Here is a 16,404-nt window from a genome sequence, read left to right as displayed (position 1 = left end):
GCAGAAACTACCGTTTGCGTTTGATATGCGGCTCAACCCAATCCCTGACGAGTGGCACCAGATAGCAGTGAGATTTAGACGAGCCAATGGCATCCGTGATGGCGATAGAGAGCGAAGTGGCTGGTGAATGCGTTGAGGCAATAAGGATAGAAGTAGGGAGAAGAGATATTGAGGGAGGCTAGGGAGGCTTTGGTGTGTCTTGCGGTCTTGCGATGAGGTAAAGAATGCCGTGAGTGACCTGCCATTGGGCTAAGCCGAGGGCGATGGTGCCAGGTATTGGAGGCTGATTTGTTGGCTTACTGGTGTGAATAAAGAAATAAAAAGCCCCTGCGGTTGCAGGGGCTTTGGGTGGTTAGGCTACCTAACTACGTTTATGGATCTCCGGTGTCCGCACCGCCAATTGTCTGTTTGGCATACGTTGTCGTGCACCCGCACGTCCCTATTGCTTGGCGTTGATGTTAGGGCAGTAGCGGCAGCATTGGTTTTCGGTGTTTCTTTGCCAGGACCGCCATTCGTATTGAAACGCCACTTGATGTCTGCCGAGAAGCGTGACTTGAAGGCACTGTCATAAGACAGGTTGGTGCCAACCGTTAGTCCGTTGTTGATGGCATAAGCAAGGCGAGCCAAGACACCAGAGCCATCGGCATCGCCTGCATCGCCGTTTTGGTAGTAGTAACCAACAGAAGCTTTTAGAGCTTTCGTGAGGTTGTAGCCCGCATCCAAGCCATAGGTATCAAGCGAGCCGCCTTGATACACGGTGTTGAGTTGGGCGTTGGTGGTGCCAGTGGGAATGAGTGCATAGGCATTGAAGTTCCACTTATCGCTCACTGCTTCTGCATTGACGGCAGCCTGCTGGAAGAAAGCGGTGCGTGAGGCATAAACAGGAATGCCTGTGTCAGAGGGACCCGTGCTCATTGGTCGGGTGTCATAGCCCGCATTCAGTCCATACATCCAACTGCGGTCACCATTGAGCCAGCGATAGCCCAGGCGGGATGAGGTGGAGATGGTGGTGCCAGCAACGGTGGTGTTGATGATGCTGCTGCTGTTACCCCAGTCCGAGAAGTTGGCATTCGCCAGGACATCGGCATAGAAGACGCTGTTGCTGCCGATGACCAGGGGAAGGAAGCCACCCAGACCTGCTTGGTTGGGGGTGCCAGCCGCTTGGGTTTGAGCCTGGACACCAACTTGTGGTGTGACGATGTCCTTGAGCTGAATGCTCATCACGCCCAGGTCACTGGCAGACCCTTGGGCGACTTGAGCAGGTTTGGCGCTGACCGCAGGCAGTGAGGCGATTGAGAGAGCTGCGGTGCCGAGTGCCGCCAGCGATAAACGAAGGGACTGCCGCATCACAGACACGCTCAACTTCTGGCGGGAGTTTCGCCAGGAAATCTGCCATTGCAACTGGGCTTAGAGCACTTCGGTTTGCGGCGGCAAGCTGGGAGAAGACAAGCCACTCCCATAGCCACCCAACCCATTACCAAGGACTTCCCAGCCCTGCCCCACGCCTTCTTCTGCCGTCCAGCGGAGGTCGTTGCCCCTGAGCTGATTGGCGGCAGGGATGCTCCAAGCGTTATGAGCGGTTTTGCCAGCGGTATCGCCATCACGCCAAAGGAGCAGCCAAGTGCCACTGGGGCTCAAGGATGCTGCAGCGATTGGTTGAGGCAAGAGGTCATCAAAGAAGCAAGAAAAAGCGTGTATCGCCTGGGCAGCAGCAACTACCGTTTGCGTTTGATGTGCGGCTCAACCAAATCCCTGACGAGTGGCACCAGATAGCAGTGAGATTTAGACGCGCCAATGGCATCCGTGATGGTGATAGAGAGCGAAGTATCTAGTAGTGGTGTTAAGGAGATAGGTGTATCAGTAGTGATAAGAGATGGAGACGCCTGGCTTTGCTGTGGGTTGAAATATTTGGGATTTACTTTGGCGGAGAAAGCGGCTCAATGCCTGCGGTGGAGGTGGGAGGTGGTGCCAGGTATTGGATGGAGTTTTGGGGCTGGTTGAGGTTGATTGAAGAAATAAAAAGCCCCTGCGGCTGCAGGGGCTTTGTGTGGTTAGCCTAGACAACACTAATAAGTAGTTTTGTAAACAGAAGTTAACCTCGCTTCGTGTGTCTACCTCTAATGAGGCGTCTATAATCGTGCACCCGCACATCCCGATTGCTCGGTGTTGATGTTAGGGCAGCAATTGCAGCATTGGATTTCGGTGTTTCTTTGCCAGGACCACCATTGGTATTAAAGCGCCACTTGATGTCAGCTGAGAAGCGAGTGTCAAACGATGCGTCGTAGGAGAGGTTGGCACCAATAGAGACCTCGTTGTTGATGGCGTAAGCCAGGCGTCCCAGGATGCCGACGTTGTCCACCTCTGGATTGCCATCGTCATCAACGTCTCCGTTTTGGTAGTAGCCACCGAGTGATGCCAACAGTGACGGAGTGACGTTGTAGCCAGCGTCTAAACCAACAGTTGTCAGCACGCCTCCCTTGTAGACGGAGTTGAGCTGTTGGTCGACTTCGCCAGTTGGAATGAGCCCGTAAGCGTTAAAACGCCACTTCTCGCCAACAGCTTCTGCATTGACAGCCGCCTGCTGGAAGAAAGCCGTGCGTGAGGCATAAACAGGGATACCTGTGTCAGAGGGACCCGTGCTCATTGGTCGGGTGTCATAGCCCGCATTCAGTCCATACATCCAACTGCGGTCACCATTGAGCCAGCGATAGCCCAGGCGGGATGAGGTGGAGATGGTGGTGCCAGCAACGGTGGTGTTGATGATGCTGCTGCTGTTACCCCAGTCCGAGAAGTTGGCATTCGCCAGGACATCGGCATAGAAGACGCTGTTGCTGCCGATGACCAGGGGAAGGAAGCCACCCAGACCTGCTTGGTTGGGGGTGCCAGCCGCTTGGGTTTGAGCCTGGACACCAACTTGTGGTGTGACGATGTCCTTGAGCTGAATGCTCATCACGCCCAGGTCACTGGCAGACCCTTGGGCGACTTGAGCAGGTTTGGCGCTGACCGCAGGCAGTGAGGCGATTGAGAGAGCTGCGGTGCCGAGTGCCGCCAGCGATAAACGAAGGGACTGCCGCATCACAGACACGCTCAACTTCTGGCGGGAGTTTCGCCAGGAAATCCGCCATTGCAACTGGGCTTAGAGCACTTCGGTTTGCGGCGGCAAGCTGGGAGAAGACAAGCCACTCCCGTAGCCACCCAGCCCATCACAAAGGACTTCCCAGCCCTGCCCCACGCCTTCTTCTGCCGTCCAGCGGAGGTTGTTGCCCCTGAGCTGATTGGCTGCAAGTTGGTGAAACGCCAAACAGGCGGCAGCCTGCTCTGGGGTGTGGTGGTGGAAACGGAGGCGTATTCCCAGGACGACCCCGCCTGCCACGGCTACCGCCGCCGCTCCCCCAGCAACGAAACGCTCTTTGGTGAGCCAGGGCGTTTTTACGTCTATGTGAGCTATGGCATTCACCACTGCGTGAAAAGAGTGGATAAGTCTTTGGTGATGCCCACCGAAGCCACTCCCCAAGCCACTCAGCTTCTCTGCCCTGGCTCAATCCCATTGCCGCAGCGCTGGCGGTTGCGTTCCAGCTTGCGCCGCAACCGTTCGGTGATGCCCAGATCGGCACTGCGCCAGAGGCGATCCATCTCGCGGCTGAAGTGGGCAGCGACCTGCGCTGAGCGGATCACGAGCAGCACCTCGTCGTTTTGATGGGCAGCACTTGGGCTCCAGTTGAAGCTGCCGGTGATCACGGTCTTGCGATCGATCACAGCGAACTTGTGGTGGAGCTTGTCGCCGCGGGCCAGCTGCGGCGTGCCAACTCCTTCGGCTCCGCGTTGCAGCGGTTGGTTGTCCCGCTCGATCCTGCAGTCGCGATCGGCCATTGCCACCCCCAGCAGGTCGAGAACTTCCGAGAAGGGTCGGCTGGCGAAGCCCGGATCCGCCACCAGTCGCAGCCTGACCTGGTGGTTCAAGCGCTCGGCCAGCTGGTTGGTGAGCGATTGGGCGGAGAATACAAAGAGCGCCAGATCGATCTGCTCTTGCGCCTCCGCCAAGACCGAGGCGATCAGGGCGAGGCCGTTGCCGGGGTCACTGCGGCGATGGGGGGGCAAAGAGCAGTTGAACCGGGGTGTCGTCGACGCGCAGGCTTTCGGCTCCGCCCTGGCCCTTGGCGAGGCCAAAGCGACTGTCGCTTCGCCCGCCTGGGCCGTCGCCCCACATCTGCTCGAAGTCCTCTCGGAAGCGTGCGGCCAGCTCCGGGCTCTCGATCCGCAGTAGATGGTTGGCGTTGCCCCGGGTTTGCGGCGCTCCGGGGTCGCCATGGATCCCGCAGGCCGTGAAGTTGGCCGATCCCGTGATGACGGTGCGGCCATCCACGACCACGTACTTGCTGTGCATGAGCCCGCTGCCCTTGCTGCCATCGGCGGTGTCATCCAGCAGCGGCACCCCTGCCCGCTGAAGGATCGCGATGGCATCCCCCTGCTGGCGCTCGTCCTCGGAGAGCTGGCCGTCGCCGTTGCGGTCCGCGAGTGCCATCAGCTGTCGTTTGCGTTGGCGTTGATGGGGCGTGAGCGCCGCATCATGCTCCCCACTCCAGGGTTGGCTGTAGAGGTGCTCCAGCACCACCTTCACCTGGACGCCCCGCTGGTGTTGTTGGGCCAAGGCTTGGGCGATGGCGGGCAAGGAGAGCTCCTGAACCGCCACCAGAATTTCGGATCGAGCGGCGCCAATCGCCTCGAGGATCAGGGCCTCGAGGTTGTCCCCTGCTCGCCATTGGCCGCTAATGGGGCTGCGGTAATGGCTGTCTTCCCGTTGGTTAAAGACGACCTGGATCTGCGGGTGCTGGTGGAGGGAGGGGACACGCTCGGCACCGATCAGTTGGCCCGCCGTGCTGCATCCCTGGAGGAGGGCCGCCAGGGCGAGTATCCCGTTCAACCTGGGCCACGGCGCCATGGGGGATGCCAAGACGGGTTCAGGACCAGTGTTCCCGGTCGGGCTCAGCCGTGCTCCGGCATCTCCGAGGTGAGCAGCATCGAGCCAAACCAAAGGCTGCTGAGGACCACCGCCGCCAACACCCCGGCGCCGATGCTCACCTTGACCATCAACAGGGGGACGGCGATGGGAAGGAGAACGGCTCCTGCAAGCGGGGTGAAGGCGACAACGGCTTTCATCGCGGATCGGTGATCAGAACCACTCGGCCACAGCTTGGTCGCTGGGGTTGCTGTTGTCTTCCGGTGTGCTGCGATCGAAATTCAAGGTGATGTTGCGCTTCTGCTCGCCGTCGGCCGCAATCGCCTCAATCGCGTAGACCTGCTCGCCGTCGCGGAAGGGCACCTGGACGCGGAAGGTGCCGTCGCTGGAGAGGGGCACGTCCTCGCCGCCAATGCTCAGGCGAGCCGACGGGTCGGTGGCGCCGTAGACGATCAACTCGGCATCAGCGACGAGCCAGAAGGCGCGCTTGCGTTGACCAACCATGCCGCTGCCGGATTCGTTGCGGCCGCTGGCCCAGAGGCCGGCACCCGAGGCATTCAGGCCGGCGCTGCTATCGCTATCCAGTTCGTGGAAGGCCTCCGAGCCGCGCCCCATGGTGCGCCCGAAGCTCGTTGCGGTCTGGTAGAGCCGCTCGTGGAGCCCGCTGTCGGGACCGCTGCTCGGTTGGGTCGTGATCCCGGCAGCGTCGCTCGAGCCCAGGGGGGCATCGAGGGAGAAGGGAACGAACTGATCCAGGATCTGCTCGCTGGGATGGAGCGCCGGAACGCGGGCCACCGAGGAGTAGGCCAGGGAGATCCAGCCACCGGCGTTGACCCGGTAGCCGAGTTCGACGCGGTAGTCCCGATCGCTGAGGGGCACCGGCAGGTACCACTCGGTGGCATGGCTATCGACCGGCACTTCCTGCAGGGTGTGCGGGTGCACGCCACCGTCGCTCACGCCGGTGACGTCGGCCACGCGCAGGCAGAGCTGGTTGGCACCGTCCTTGAACGCCTTCTGGCGATCCGTTTCTGAGATTTCCCAGAACACGTAGGCCCACTGGGGATCACGCGGCAGAAACACCACGCGGGTGCTGTCGATGCTTTTGGGCGGGGGGCTGTGCTCCTGCTCGACGCTGCTGATGTCCGCCTGGCGCTCGCCGATGGCGTTCATCAATTCCGCCTTGGTCTTGCGGCTGTAGAGCGTCACCCCGAGTTCGCTGGCCACCTGCCGCAGTTGGCGCAGGGTCATGCGGGCCAGTGAAGACAGGGCTTGCGTCACAGCTCTTCGGATTCCTTTCGGGATCAATGGGCTCACTCTCCCCGATCCCAAAGGCAATCGGCAGTCGGGGTCAGGATCCCGTGACTGCTTCTGCTGTTGAAACACAAAAAAAGCGGCGGATGAACCGCCGCTTTAGAGCTCTGGGTCCGCGAATCAGCGGCCGATGCTGCGGTAAGGGACCTTCGAGAGGTAATCCATGTCGCTGTTGCCACGGGGGCTGGCTCCGCGTGCTGCGGGCATGGAACGCACCCAATCGGTGTAGTCCTGGATGTAGCCACCACGGCGCTGCTTGGCGCGTGCGGGAACGCTCTTGGCGGTGCCGGTGTAGACGATTTGGGGGAAGCCCAGGATGCCGCGGTAGTACTCGTCGTACCGGGGGCTCGTGATGTTGAAGGGGGTTTCGCCCAGGTCGCGGCCGGGCAGAACCCGGGCGCGCTGATAAGGAACGGTGTGGTAGCCGAAGTTGTCGAGGTATTCCTCGCTGTCGAGGATGGTGTCGACTAGGCCTTCGACGCCACGGGTGGCGATCACGATGGACCAGGCGATTTCCTCGGACTTGCCATGGGTTTTGCGGCCCAGCAACTTCTCAACAAGGTGCTGAACCACCTTGTAGTTGCTGTTCATCCCGTAGAAGCTGCGCTTGAAGGTGTCGGAGAGACACAGGCCACGGATGAAGTCGCGAACGGTGATCTGACCGTTCTTGAGCTGGGATTCCAGGTATGGATTGCGGTCCGACTTGAAGGCGTGGAAGAAGACCTGGCGATAGGCGCTGTAGATAACGGTCTTGCAGTTCTCGCTATCGCTGGCGAATTCCATTGAATTCGCACGCGCTGTCTCATCCGAATTCACTCGGATGGGAGCAACCCTGTTGTTTTGAGTAGTGGGGGCGTACTCCAGAAGAGGGATGGCCACTCGAGCTTCGCAATCCAACGATGCGACCCTAAGCGGGGTGTCGTTTCAGATACCGCTTGCGCTGAGCGAGGGATCACAGTCCGTAACGTTTCTGAGGGCTCACCAGCCCAGGGGGGAGATGGCCTCGAAAGGCCTCTGTTCACTGGGGTTCGAATCTGGCGGGGCCACCGTCTCGTCGTCGCATCGGATCTCGACGCAGAAGGACGCGTTATTCGAGAGGCCCTCGACGGTGCTACTGCGAACCCGGACGTTAGGGCCGGAGAACGAGAAGCGTTCCCAAACGCTCATGGTTTCGTAGCCGGTGATTAGCAGCAGCCCGTCCCGTTCATCCATCGAGAACTCCGAGCTGGCTGGAGCCTTTTCGGCGTAGCCCTGATCGCGCAGCAGGATCCCTGAGCGTCCCCGTTCATCGGTGGGGATCAGGCCAAAGAGGCTTTCTCCGGTGTGGTCTTCGCCGGCCTTGTCCCAAGCCATCGAGGCGCTCCAGCGCACCCAGCAGCCCCCCACGAGGCGAGCGGGATCTTGACCGTGGAGTGCCGCAATGTCAGCTAGGCGCTTGTCGCTGCGCTCCAGTTCCTCGACCACGATCAGCGATCCACCGGCTTCGGCGCGACGGTGCAGCAGGTGATGGACGCTGCGCTGGGAGCGCCAGCGACCGCAGCTCAGCTGGAAAAAGCTGAGGGCATTCTCAATCGCAAGGGTCACGGCGCCGGAGCAGTTGCAGCGATGATCGCAAGCCGTAGATGTTCCCTGCAGCGGTGCTCAGCGGAGTCCTGGCGGCCTTGGCGGGTGCCCTCTGTTGGACCCTGGCCAGCAGCCTTTGGCGGCGCCTGCCCACGGCCCTGAGCGCCAGCCAGCTCAACCTGCTCAAAAACGGCTTAGCCCTCCTGTTCCTGCTCCCGCTCGTCGGGCGCTCCGGTGAGGCGGCCTGGGGTCAGGAGCCCCGGGCCTTGCTGCTGTTGGCCGCCAGTGGGGTTCTGGGGATTGCGCTCGGCGACAGCCTCTTCTTCGCGGCGCTCCGCCGGATTGGCACCCGCCGCACTTTGACCCTGGACGCCGGCGGTCCAGCCGTCACGGCGCTGCTCGGGATGGCGGCCCTCTCGGAGCGCCCCAGCCCGCTGCAATGGCTTGGCATTGCCCTGATCACGGCCGCCCTCTGGCTGGTGGCGGGACGCGATGTGGAGGGGCCGCGCTCTAGGGATTGGGGTCTCGGGATCGCCCTCGCCCTTGGGGCCTTGGCCTGCGGGAGCGGCGGGGCCGTGCTCGCCCGGGCGGCGCTGCGTTCCGGTGCCATCGCTCCGCTGGATGCGGCCGCCCTGCGCCTGGTGGCCGCAGCCCTGGTGTTGCTCCCGCTGCTGCCCTCACTCCTGCATCGACCCCAGGGCCCTCGGCCGCTTGAGCGGCGCTGGCCCCTCGGCCTGCTCGCCACCCTGCTGGGAACAACGGCCGGGATCGCCCTCCAGCAGACGGCGCTGCTGCATCTGCCGGGCGCGCTCGCCGTTGCCCTCTTGGCCACGGCTCCGGTCATGGCCCTTCCGCTGGCCTCCCTCGAGGGGGATCACCCTGGCTGGCGCGGGGTCTGCGCGGCCCTGATGGGCCTGGCGGGTGTCAGTTGTGTGGTGGTTTGAGCCGCTCGTCGGCTTGTTGTTGCCCCCAGCGCACAAGGTCGGCGATGTCCAGCTCCAGGGAGGGTTTGCCGATGGCCTGGCCGATGCTCTCGAGCTGGGCGGAGGCTTTGCCGAGCTGCTCCACCAAGACCGGAATAAAGGTGGGATCCACCGCCAGGTTCGGCTGACGTTCCGCCCAGGCCCTGAGTCGCTCGCCCTCGGGCTGCTCACCCGCTTGGGCAGAAGCCTGCTGGAGGCAGCGCAGGCTGTGGGCCAGCAGGCGCAGGTGGTGGCGCTCGAGGGCGGGCAGCAGGGTGCTCTCCAGCTCGCTCAGGTCCTGTTCGCTCAGCACGGCGTCAGCTCGGCGCGAGCCGGAAGCCGCAGGCCTGGTTGCCTTCGAGTAACCAGTGCACCCGATCGACCTGGCAGTCCGGGAAGGTGTGGCGAATCAGTTCCAGTTCCTGCTCGCAGACGCAGGGGAATTGCTGGGCAATGGATTGGACCGAGCAGTGGAACTCGCTGAGCACCCAGCTGTTCTGCCCGGGTTCGGCGTGGAATTCGGCGACGTAACCCTCGCCCCGCCGCAGCTCCACCAGCCGCTCCAGCCGTTCGGGAACCGTGCCCTCTCCGATTTGCTGGCGGTAGTCCTCGGCCTTCTCGCTGGCCTGCCGCTCGAGCAGCTCTTCCACCATGCCGCTGGGCAGATTGGCGGTCATCGAGCTGAGGAGACCCAAGGCGAAGTGCTCGCTGCCGTTGGGGAAATGCCCGCGGCCACGGGTGGTGAGTCGCCAGCGGTTGCTGGGCCGGCCCTGGCCTTCGCTGGATGGACTGGCCTCGACCAATCCCTCTTCTTCTAAGGAGCGCAAATGGCGCCGCATGACCTGGACGGACACCTGCAGGGTCTCGGCGAGCTGGGCTGCCGTGAGCTCACCCTGCCGCAACATCAGGCTCAGAGCGGCTTCGCGGGTAGGTGCCTGGGCGGAGACGCTCATGGTTTGAGGCGGTCAACCACACCATGCCACGGCCCAACGGGCACTGGCGAGTGTGGGCTGACGGCTCCAGGCCCCGATTGGCGCCGGCAACGCGCAACAATGGCCTTTCACTGGCGACGCCCTTGGTCTCTATCGTCGAATTACGAAACCGTGGTGTTTCGTAAGTTGGTGGTGGACGGGTCGCCGGTCCGCACGTTCAAGCTTCGTCCCTGCGCTCATGTCTGCAGCCCCCTCCCCGTCAGCCAGCGACAGCCTTGAGGTGATCCGCAAGTTTGCGGAGACCTACGCGCAGCGCACGGGGACCTACTTCTGCAGCGATCCCAGCGTCACCGCTGTTGTGCTCGAGGGGCTGGCCCGTCACAAGGATGAATTGGGCGGCGCTCTCTGCCCTTGCCGCCACTACGAAGACAAGGAAGCCGAAGTCGCCCAAGCCTTCTGGAACTGCCCCTGTGTGCCCATGCGTGAGCGCAAGGAGTGCCATTGCATGCTGTTCCTGACCGAGGACAACCCCTTCCGCGGCGAGAACCAGACCATCTCCATGGAAGACGTCAAAGCCCACACCGGTGGTTGAGGCTCGCCAATGAGTAACGCGCAGGCTGTTGGTGACTTAGTGAGTCAGCCGTACAAGTACGGCTTCGTCACGGACATCGAAACCGAAAAGATCGCCAAGGGCCTCAGCGAGGACGTGGTGCGTCTGATCTCCAGCAAGAAGGACGAACCGTCGTTCCTGCTGGACTTCCGCCTGCGGGCTTACCGCCAGTGGCTCCAGATGGAGGAGCCGGACTGGGCCGCACTGGGCTTCCCGCCCATCGACTACCAGGACATCATTTATTACGCGGCTCCCAAGCAGCAGGACAAAAAGGCCAGCCTCGATGAGGTGGATCCGAAGCTGCTGGAGACCTTTGACAAGCTCGGGATCCCCCTGAGTGAGCAAAAGCGGCTCTCGAATGTGGCCGTGGATGCCGTCTTTGACAGCGTTTCGATCGCTACGACCTACAAGGAAAAGCTTGCTGAGCACGGAGTTGTCTTCTGCTCGATCAGCGAAGCGGTCAAGGAGTACCCCGAGCTGATTGAGCGCTACCTGGGCACCGTGGTTCCCAGCAATGACAACTACTTCGCCGCCCTGAATTCAGCGGTCTTCAGCGACGGCTCGTTCGTCTTCATTCCCAAGGGCGTGGAGTGCCCGATGGAGCTCTCCACCTACTTCCGAATCAATTCCGGGGACACCGGCCAGTTCGAGCGCACCCTGATCGTGGCCGAAGAGGGCGCCTCGGTCAGCTACCTCGAGGGCTGCACGGCCCCGATGTTTGACACCAACCAACTGCATGCCGCGGTGGTTGAACTGGTGGTTCTCGATGACGCGTCGATCAAGTACTCGACGGTTCAGAACTGGTACGCCGGGGATGAGAACGGGGTCGGTGGCATCTACAACTTCGTGACCAAGCGCGGCCAGTGCCGTGGTGAGCGCAGCAAGATCAGCTGGACCCAGGTGGAAACCGGCTCGTCCATCACCTGGAAGTACCCCAGCTGCGTGCTGCAGGGTGCCGATTCGGTCGGCGAGTTCTACTCGGTGGCCCTGACCAACAACATGCAGCAGGCCGACACCGGCACCAAGATGATTCACGTAGGGCCGCGCACCCGCTCGACGATTGTCAGCAAGGGCATCAGCGCCGGACGCTCCTCGAACAGCTACCGCGGCTTGGTTCAGATCGGTCCGAAGGCCACGGGCGCCAAGAACTACAGCCAGTGCGACTCGATGCTGATCGGCGATCAGGCCGCCGCCAATACCTATCCCTATATCCGCTCCCAACAGCCCCAGGCCGCGGTTGAGCATGAGGCCAGCACCTGTCGCATCTCCGAGGACCAGCTCTTCTATCTCCAAAGCCGAGGCATCGGTTTTGAAGAGGCGGTTTCGATGATGGTCAGCGGTTTCTGCCGCGATGTCTTCAATCAGCTGCCCATGGAGTTCGCCGCCGAGGCGGACAAGCTTCTAGCCCTGAAGCTTGAGGGCTCGGTCGGCTAGATCCCAACGCTGAGGGCGGCCCCGGTTCGGCCGCTCCCATTCCTTTCTCTGTTTCCCTTCGTCTCCCTTCCTCCGTGATTCGCCCTGACGCTCCAGTGCTGCTTGAGATCCGGGATCTCCACGCTCGCGTCGAGGACAAGGAGATCCTCAAGGGCGTCAATCTGACGATTCGTGCCGGCGAAATCCACGCGGTGATGGGCCGCAACGGCAGCGGTAAGAGCACCCTCTCCAAGGTGCTGGCGGGTCATCCCGCCTACACCGTCACCGGCGGCAGCGTCACCTACCGCGGCGAGAACCTGCTGGAGCTGGACCCCGAACAACGGGCGCGCACAGGGGTCTTCCTGGGTTTCCAGTACCCGGTCGAAATCCCAGGCGTGAGCAATCTGGAGTTCCTGCGGGTCGCCACCAATGCCCGCCGCGCCGAGAAGGGCGACGAGGAGCTCGACACCTTTGCCTTTGAGGACCTCGTTCGCGAGCGCCTCCAGGTGGTTCAGATGGATCCCGCCTTCCTGGATCGCTCCGTCAACGAGGGCTTCAGCGGCGGCGAGAAAAAGCGCAACGAGATTCTGCAGATGGCTCTGCTGGATCCCATGGTGGCGATCCTCGATGAGACCGATTCCGGCCTGGACATCGATGCCCTGCGGATCGTGGCCGGTGGCGTCAATCAGCTGGCGAGCCCCGACAACGCGACCCTGCTGATCACCCACTACCAGCGGCTGCTCGATGCGATCACCCCGGACTACGTCCACGTGATGGCCGCGGGCCGGATGCTGCGCACGGGCGGCAAAGAGCTGGCCTTGGAACTGGAAGAGCGCGGTTACGACTGGGTCGACCAGGAGCTGGCCGCCTTGGCCGCAGCGGAGGTGGCCTGATGACCGCCAGCCTCAGCGCCCCCACCCAGCGGTCAGCTTGGCTGGAGCATTGGCTCTCCGAGCTCCCCCCAGCCTCGGGTTCCTTGGCTGCCGTGCAGCAGCGCGGCCGTGATGCCTTGGCCCAGCAGGGTGTGCCCTCCTCGCGCATGGAGGACTGGCGCTTCACCGACCTCAGCCTCTTGAAGGGGCTTCCCCTGGGTGCCCCACAGGCGGCCCAGCCGAGCGCTGGCGCGAGCGGCTCAGGTCTTCAGCTCCAGCTGGATGGGTCCAGCGATCCCCTCGCTGGCGCGACCCTGCCGGAGGGGTTGGAGCCCCTGAGCGCCTCCGAGGTGGCCCAAGGGTTGGGCCACACCCTGGCGGCCACCAGCTGCGAGCAGCACTGGCCGGTGGAGTTGAACCACGCCAGCGCCACACAGCTGCTCGCCCTGCGGGTCAAAAGCCGCACGTCGGTTGCCCTGGAATTGGTCAGTGCCTGCGCCGGCGGGATGCTCCCGCTGCGCATCCTCCTGGTGCTGGAGGAGAAGGCCGAGCTGGACCTCTCCCAGCTGATTGAGGCCCAGGGGGCGGGGCTGGTCAGCGTGGTGATCGAAGCCCATCTGGCCCGCAGCGCCCAGCTGCGCCATGGCCTGGTGGCCTTGGGCAACAGCGATGCCGCCCTTTTCAGCCACATTGCGGTTGAGCAAGAGCCGGAGAGTCAAGCGGCCCTGAGCAACGTCGCAGCGGGCTGGGGACTGGCCCGCCATGAACCCCGGCTGGTGCAGGTGGACGGCCAGGCCCACTCCACCCTGCGGGGCTTGCAATTGGTCGGGGGGCAGCAGATCGCTGACACCCACAGCTTCGTGCAGTTCTCGGGCCCGGAAGGGGAGCTCGATCAGGTGCACAAGGCCGTGGCGGCCGGCCAAGGCCGGAGCGTCTTCAACGGTGCGGTGCGGGTTCCCCGTGAAGCCCAGCGGACCAATGCGGCCCAGTTGAGCCGCAACCTGCTGCTCTCGGACCGGGCGCGGATCGATACCAAGCCCGAGCTCGAGATCGTGGCCGATGACGTGAAGTGCGCCCACGGCGCCACGGTCAGCAGCCTGCACCCCGACGAGCTATTTTACCTCCAGAGCCGCGGCATTTGGGCCGAGCAAGCCGCCGGCCTGCTGAAGCGCGCCTTCTGCGAAGAGGTCCTGCGCACCCTGCCGGAGCCCGCTCGCCAGTGGTGCCCCCTGGATCAGTTGGAGCTGGAGTCGGCATGAGCAGCTCCGCCGGCCTGATGAGCGTTCCCGCGGTGGATCTGGCGGCCCAGACCCGCCAGGACTTCCCCCTGCTGGCGCAGAAGGCCTGCCTGGGCCAGCCCTTGATCTACCTCGATCACGCCGCCACCAGCCAAAAGCCCCGCCAGGTGCTTGAGGCGCTGCAGCACTACTACGACCACGACAACGCCAACGTCCATCGCGGCGCCCACCAGCTGAGTGCCCGGGCCACCGAGGGCTTTGAGGGTGCGCGGGCCAAAGCTGCTGCCTTTGTGGACGCCTCGACCCCGAACGAAATCGTTTTCACCCGCAATGCGAGTGAGGCCATCAATCTTGTGGCCCGCAGCTGGGGGGAAGCGAACCTTCGCCCTGGCGATGAGGTGCTGCTGACGGTGATGGAGCACCACAGCAACCTCGTGCCCTGGCAGCTGCTGGCGGACCGCACCGGCTGCGTCCTGCGCCACGCCGGACTGACAGGCAGCGGTGAACTGGATCTCGAGGACCTGCGCAGCAAGATCAACGAGCGCACCCGGCTGGTGAGCCTGGTACACGTCAGCAACACCCTGGGCTGCCTCAACCCGATCCGTGCGGTGGCCGACCTCGCCCATGCCGCTGGTGCCCTGGTGCTGGTGGATGCCTGCCAGAGCCTTCCGCACCTGCCGGTCAACGTCAAAGACTTGGGCGCTGACTTCCTGGTCGGCAGCTCCCACAAGCTCTGCGGCCCGACGGGCATGGGCTTCCTCTGGGGCCAAGAGGCCCTGCTCGAGGCGATGCCGCCCTTCCTCGGCGGCGGCGAGATGATTCAGGACGTCTACCTGGACCACAGCAGCTGGGCCGGCCTGCCCCACAAGTTCGAAGCCGGGACCCCCGCCATCGGCGAGGCGATCGGCATGGGGGCAGCCCTGGATTACCTCCAGGCCTTGGGCCTTGATCGCATCCACGCCTGGGAGCAGCAGCTCACAGCCCATCTCTTTACACGGCTGCAGACCATTGATGGCCTGACCGTGCTCGGGCCAACACCCGAGCAACAGCCGGATCGGGCGGCGCTGGCGGCCTTCCACGTGGAGGGTGTCCATGCCAACGACATCTCGGCCCTGCTCGACTCCGCGGGCATCTGCATTCGCAGCGGCCACCACTGCACCCAGCCCCTGCACCGCCATTACGGCCTCAGCGCTTCAGCGCGGGCCAGCCTCAGCTTTACGACGACGCTCGAGGAGATCGATCGGTTCGCCGATGAACTCCAGGGAACGATCAGCTTCCTGCGCGAGCACAGCTAAACGGGGCTGAGCACGGCCATGGCCTCGGCGCCGTGGCGCCCTTGCCAGGCCCATTGCCATGACCAGCCGGCGGCCGCCGCCATAGATTCAATGGCACCCCGCTCGGCGGGGTAGTCAAAGCGCTGGATGTGTCCCAGGACCGCTTGGCGTTGCTGCGGGCTGAGGTCGCTCCAGCTCCCCACCCGGGCCCCGTAGTGGGCCAGGTAGTCCGACCGGCTCTCCCCGGCCTCGCGGAAGACATCGATCCAGATCAAGCACCCGCCCGGGGCGATGCGCCGCCGGCAGCCGGCGAGCCACTCCTCCTTCTCGGCGTCCTGGAGGTGGTGCACCGCGTAGCTGCTGTGGATGACGTCCACGGCGGCCCCGCCTGGATCGCAGGCCCAGCCCAGTAGGTCGCCGGCGATCCAGCGGCGGGGATAGGCCGCCCCCTCCAGGGCCGCCTGCGCCAGGGGCAGCACTTCGGCGCAGAGATCCAAGCCGGTGTAGTTCGCTAAGGGCAGCTCCCGCAGCAGCGGCGCCAGCAAGGCAAGATCGCCACAGCCCAAATCCACCAGGCTGGGGGCCTCGGCTTCCGCGCAGCACTGCCGCAGCTGCTGCCCGCAGGCCGCGCTCATGGCTTGGTGCTCCATCAGGTCGTGATCGAGCACGGCCCGGTAGGTGGCCCACTGCTGCTGAAACAGGTCCATGACGCCGCCATCCCCCAGCGCCCCAACCCTATTTCTGGTGGTCCTAGGTGGGCGCACTGCCTCCAGCCTGATCGAGCTCCATGACGTCCGCTTTGTGGCTGGATCGACCCTCGAGGCCACCATCCCGGAGCTGAAGCGCCAGTGGTTCGGGAGGCGTGAGGGTCTGCACCTGGATGCCTACATGGCGGTGCGCGCGATCGATGGCTGGACGGTGCGCTTGGGGCGCGAGCCCGCCGCGCCCCGGCCCGAGAAGCTCTGGTTCGTCAACCTGGGCGCCTACCGCCCGGACTCCCTCGCGGAACTGCACCAGTTCGGTCTCGTGGTGGCCCGCAGCCCCCAGGCGGCCAAGGCCGCGGCGAAACGCCAGTGGCTCCAGGGCTCCCTGCAGCAACACAAGGACGACCTCTGTGCGGTCGATGACTGCTTGGCCCTCGAGCAGTTGGACCTGCTCGGAGGCGAGCGCTGGCATGTGCAGCTCAGCCCCGACCCGGCGGGCGTCAGTCAGCCCCAGGTGCCCGATTGGCAGGGCTATCGCCCGATCTGAGGGGGCTGGAGGAGATGATCG

Annotated in this window: 16 protein-coding genes and 2 pseudogenes; 8 read left to right on the top strand and 10 right to left on the bottom strand. The window is 63.6% G+C overall.

What is annotated here, in order from left to right:
* Positions 1-357: 357 nt before the first annotated feature.
* Both H0O22_RS07495 and H0O22_RS07490 read right to left on the bottom strand, forming a co-directional pair.
* Positions 358-1,347, bottom strand: coding sequence for a carbamoyl-phosphate synthase L chain (locus H0O22_RS07495; RefSeq protein ID WP_185186104.1), 990 nt, complete (start codon positions 1,345-1,347; stop codon positions 358-360).
* Positions 1,348-2,092: 745 nt separating this feature from the next.
* Positions 2,093-3,076, bottom strand: a complete 984-nt coding sequence (locus tag H0O22_RS07490; RefSeq protein WP_185186103.1) for a carbamoyl-phosphate synthase L chain — start codon at positions 3,074-3,076, stop codon at positions 2,093-2,095.
* Positions 3,077-3,202: 126 nt separating this feature from the next.
* Between H0O22_RS07490 and H0O22_RS07485 the strand changes: the two are divergent.
* A pseudogene (locus H0O22_RS07485) lies at positions 3,203-3,469 on the top strand (DNA-3-methyladenine glycosylase); the annotation flags it as partial.
* 50 nt (positions 3,470-3,519) lie between these two features.
* Here H0O22_RS07485 and H0O22_RS07480 read toward each other — a convergent pair.
* The 5 genes and pseudogenes from H0O22_RS07480 to H0O22_RS07460 all read right to left on the bottom strand — a co-directional run bounded on the left by H0O22_RS07480 (position 3,520) and on the right by H0O22_RS07460 (position 7,852).
* A pseudogene (locus H0O22_RS07480) lies at positions 3,520-4,939 on the bottom strand (phosphatidylserine/phosphatidylglycerophosphate/cardiolipin synthase family protein).
* Between the two features lie 44 nt (positions 4,940-4,983).
* Complete coding sequence (locus H0O22_RS07475; protein ID WP_185186102.1) at positions 4,984-5,157, bottom strand: hypothetical protein; 174 nt, start codon at positions 5,155-5,157, stop codon at positions 4,984-4,986.
* A 13-nt stretch (positions 5,158-5,170) separates the two neighbouring features.
* Positions 5,171-6,235 carry a DUF4912 domain-containing protein gene (locus tag H0O22_RS07470; RefSeq protein ID WP_185186101.1) on the bottom strand — a complete coding sequence of 355 codons (1,065 nt, stop codon included), beginning with the start codon at positions 6,233-6,235 and terminating at the stop codon, positions 5,171-5,173.
* 153 nt (positions 6,236-6,388) lie between these two features.
* Entirely contained in the window at positions 6,389-7,147 is a 759-nt protein-coding gene (locus H0O22_RS07465) for a phycobilisome rod-core linker polypeptide (protein WP_185186100.1), read from the bottom strand.
* A gap of 99 nt (positions 7,148-7,246) precedes the next feature.
* Positions 7,247-7,852, bottom strand: a complete 606-nt coding sequence (locus tag H0O22_RS07460) for a phycobiliprotein lyase (RefSeq protein ID WP_185186099.1) — start codon at positions 7,850-7,852, stop codon at positions 7,247-7,249.
* A 38-nt stretch (positions 7,853-7,890) separates the two neighbouring features.
* On the opposite strand from H0O22_RS07460, the gene H0O22_RS07455 reads away from it, so the two are divergent.
* Complete coding sequence (locus tag H0O22_RS07455) at positions 7,891-8,775, top strand: DMT family transporter (protein WP_255439209.1); 885 nt, start codon at positions 7,891-7,893, stop codon at positions 8,773-8,775.
* On the opposite strand, the gene H0O22_RS07450 is transcribed toward H0O22_RS07455, so the two are convergent.
* Both H0O22_RS07450 and sufR read right to left on the bottom strand, forming a co-directional pair.
* A complete protein-coding gene (locus H0O22_RS07450) occupies positions 8,756-9,106 on the bottom strand; it encodes a hypothetical protein (RefSeq protein ID WP_185186098.1) in 351 nt (116 codons plus the stop codon). The genes H0O22_RS07455 and H0O22_RS07450 overlap by 20 nt on opposite strands.
* Positions 9,107-9,110: 4 nt before the next feature.
* The gene (sufR, locus tag H0O22_RS07445; RefSeq protein ID WP_185186097.1) at positions 9,111-9,746 is read right to left on the bottom strand and encodes an iron-sulfur cluster biosynthesis transcriptional regulator SufR; all 636 of its coding nucleotides are present in this window, start codon (positions 9,744-9,746) and stop codon (positions 9,111-9,113) included.
* A 217-nt stretch (positions 9,747-9,963) separates the two neighbouring features.
* On the opposite strand from sufR, the gene H0O22_RS07440 reads away from it, so the two are divergent.
* From H0O22_RS07440 to H0O22_RS07420, 5 genes are all read left to right on the top strand, one after another.
* Positions 9,964-10,317 carry a ferredoxin-thioredoxin reductase catalytic domain-containing protein gene (locus tag H0O22_RS07440; RefSeq protein WP_010313046.1) on the top strand — a complete coding sequence of 118 codons (354 nt, stop codon included), beginning with the start codon at positions 9,964-9,966 and terminating at the stop codon, positions 10,315-10,317.
* 9 nt (positions 10,318-10,326) lie between these two features.
* Positions 10,327-11,769: a Fe-S cluster assembly protein SufB gene (gene sufB / locus H0O22_RS07435; protein WP_185186096.1), complete on the top strand. Its 1,443-nt coding sequence runs from the start codon at positions 10,327-10,329 to the stop codon at positions 11,767-11,769.
* 74 nt (positions 11,770-11,843) lie between these two features.
* Positions 11,844-12,641 (top strand): Fe-S cluster assembly ATPase SufC, encoded by a 798-nt coding sequence (gene sufC / locus H0O22_RS07430; RefSeq protein ID WP_185186095.1) that lies wholly within the window; start codon positions 11,844-11,846, stop codon positions 12,639-12,641.
* A complete protein-coding gene (gene sufD, locus H0O22_RS07425; RefSeq protein WP_185186094.1) occupies positions 12,641-13,879 on the top strand; it encodes a Fe-S cluster assembly protein SufD in 1,239 nt (412 codons plus the stop codon). The genes sufC and sufD overlap by 1 nt, the downstream gene beginning before the upstream one ends.
* On the top strand, positions 13,876-15,153 hold the full coding sequence (locus H0O22_RS07420; RefSeq protein WP_185186093.1) for a SufS family cysteine desulfurase: 1,278 nt from the start codon (positions 13,876-13,878) through the stop codon (positions 15,151-15,153). The genes sufD and H0O22_RS07420 overlap by 4 nt, the downstream gene beginning before the upstream one ends.
* Here the strand turns inward: H0O22_RS07420 and H0O22_RS07415 are convergent.
* Positions 15,150-15,839: a trans-aconitate 2-methyltransferase gene (locus H0O22_RS07415; RefSeq protein WP_185186092.1), complete on the bottom strand. Its 690-nt coding sequence runs from the start codon at positions 15,837-15,839 to the stop codon at positions 15,150-15,152. The genes H0O22_RS07420 and H0O22_RS07415 overlap by 4 nt on opposite strands.
* Between H0O22_RS07415 and H0O22_RS07410 the strand changes: the two genes are divergently transcribed.
* Positions 15,838-16,383, top strand: coding sequence for a DUF1543 domain-containing protein (locus tag H0O22_RS07410; protein ID WP_185186091.1), 546 nt, complete (start codon positions 15,838-15,840; stop codon positions 16,381-16,383). The two genes, H0O22_RS07415 and H0O22_RS07410, sit on opposite strands and share 2 nt — an antisense overlap.
* The last annotated feature ends 21 nt before the right edge of the window (positions 16,384-16,404 follow it).

Origin of the sequence: Synechococcus sp. LTW-R (assembly GCF_014217875.1) — a bacterium.
Taxonomy (GTDB): domain Bacteria; phylum Cyanobacteriota; class Cyanobacteriia; order PCC-6307; family Cyanobiaceae; genus Vulcanococcus.
This window is presented reverse-complemented; position numbering and strand designations above follow the sequence as displayed.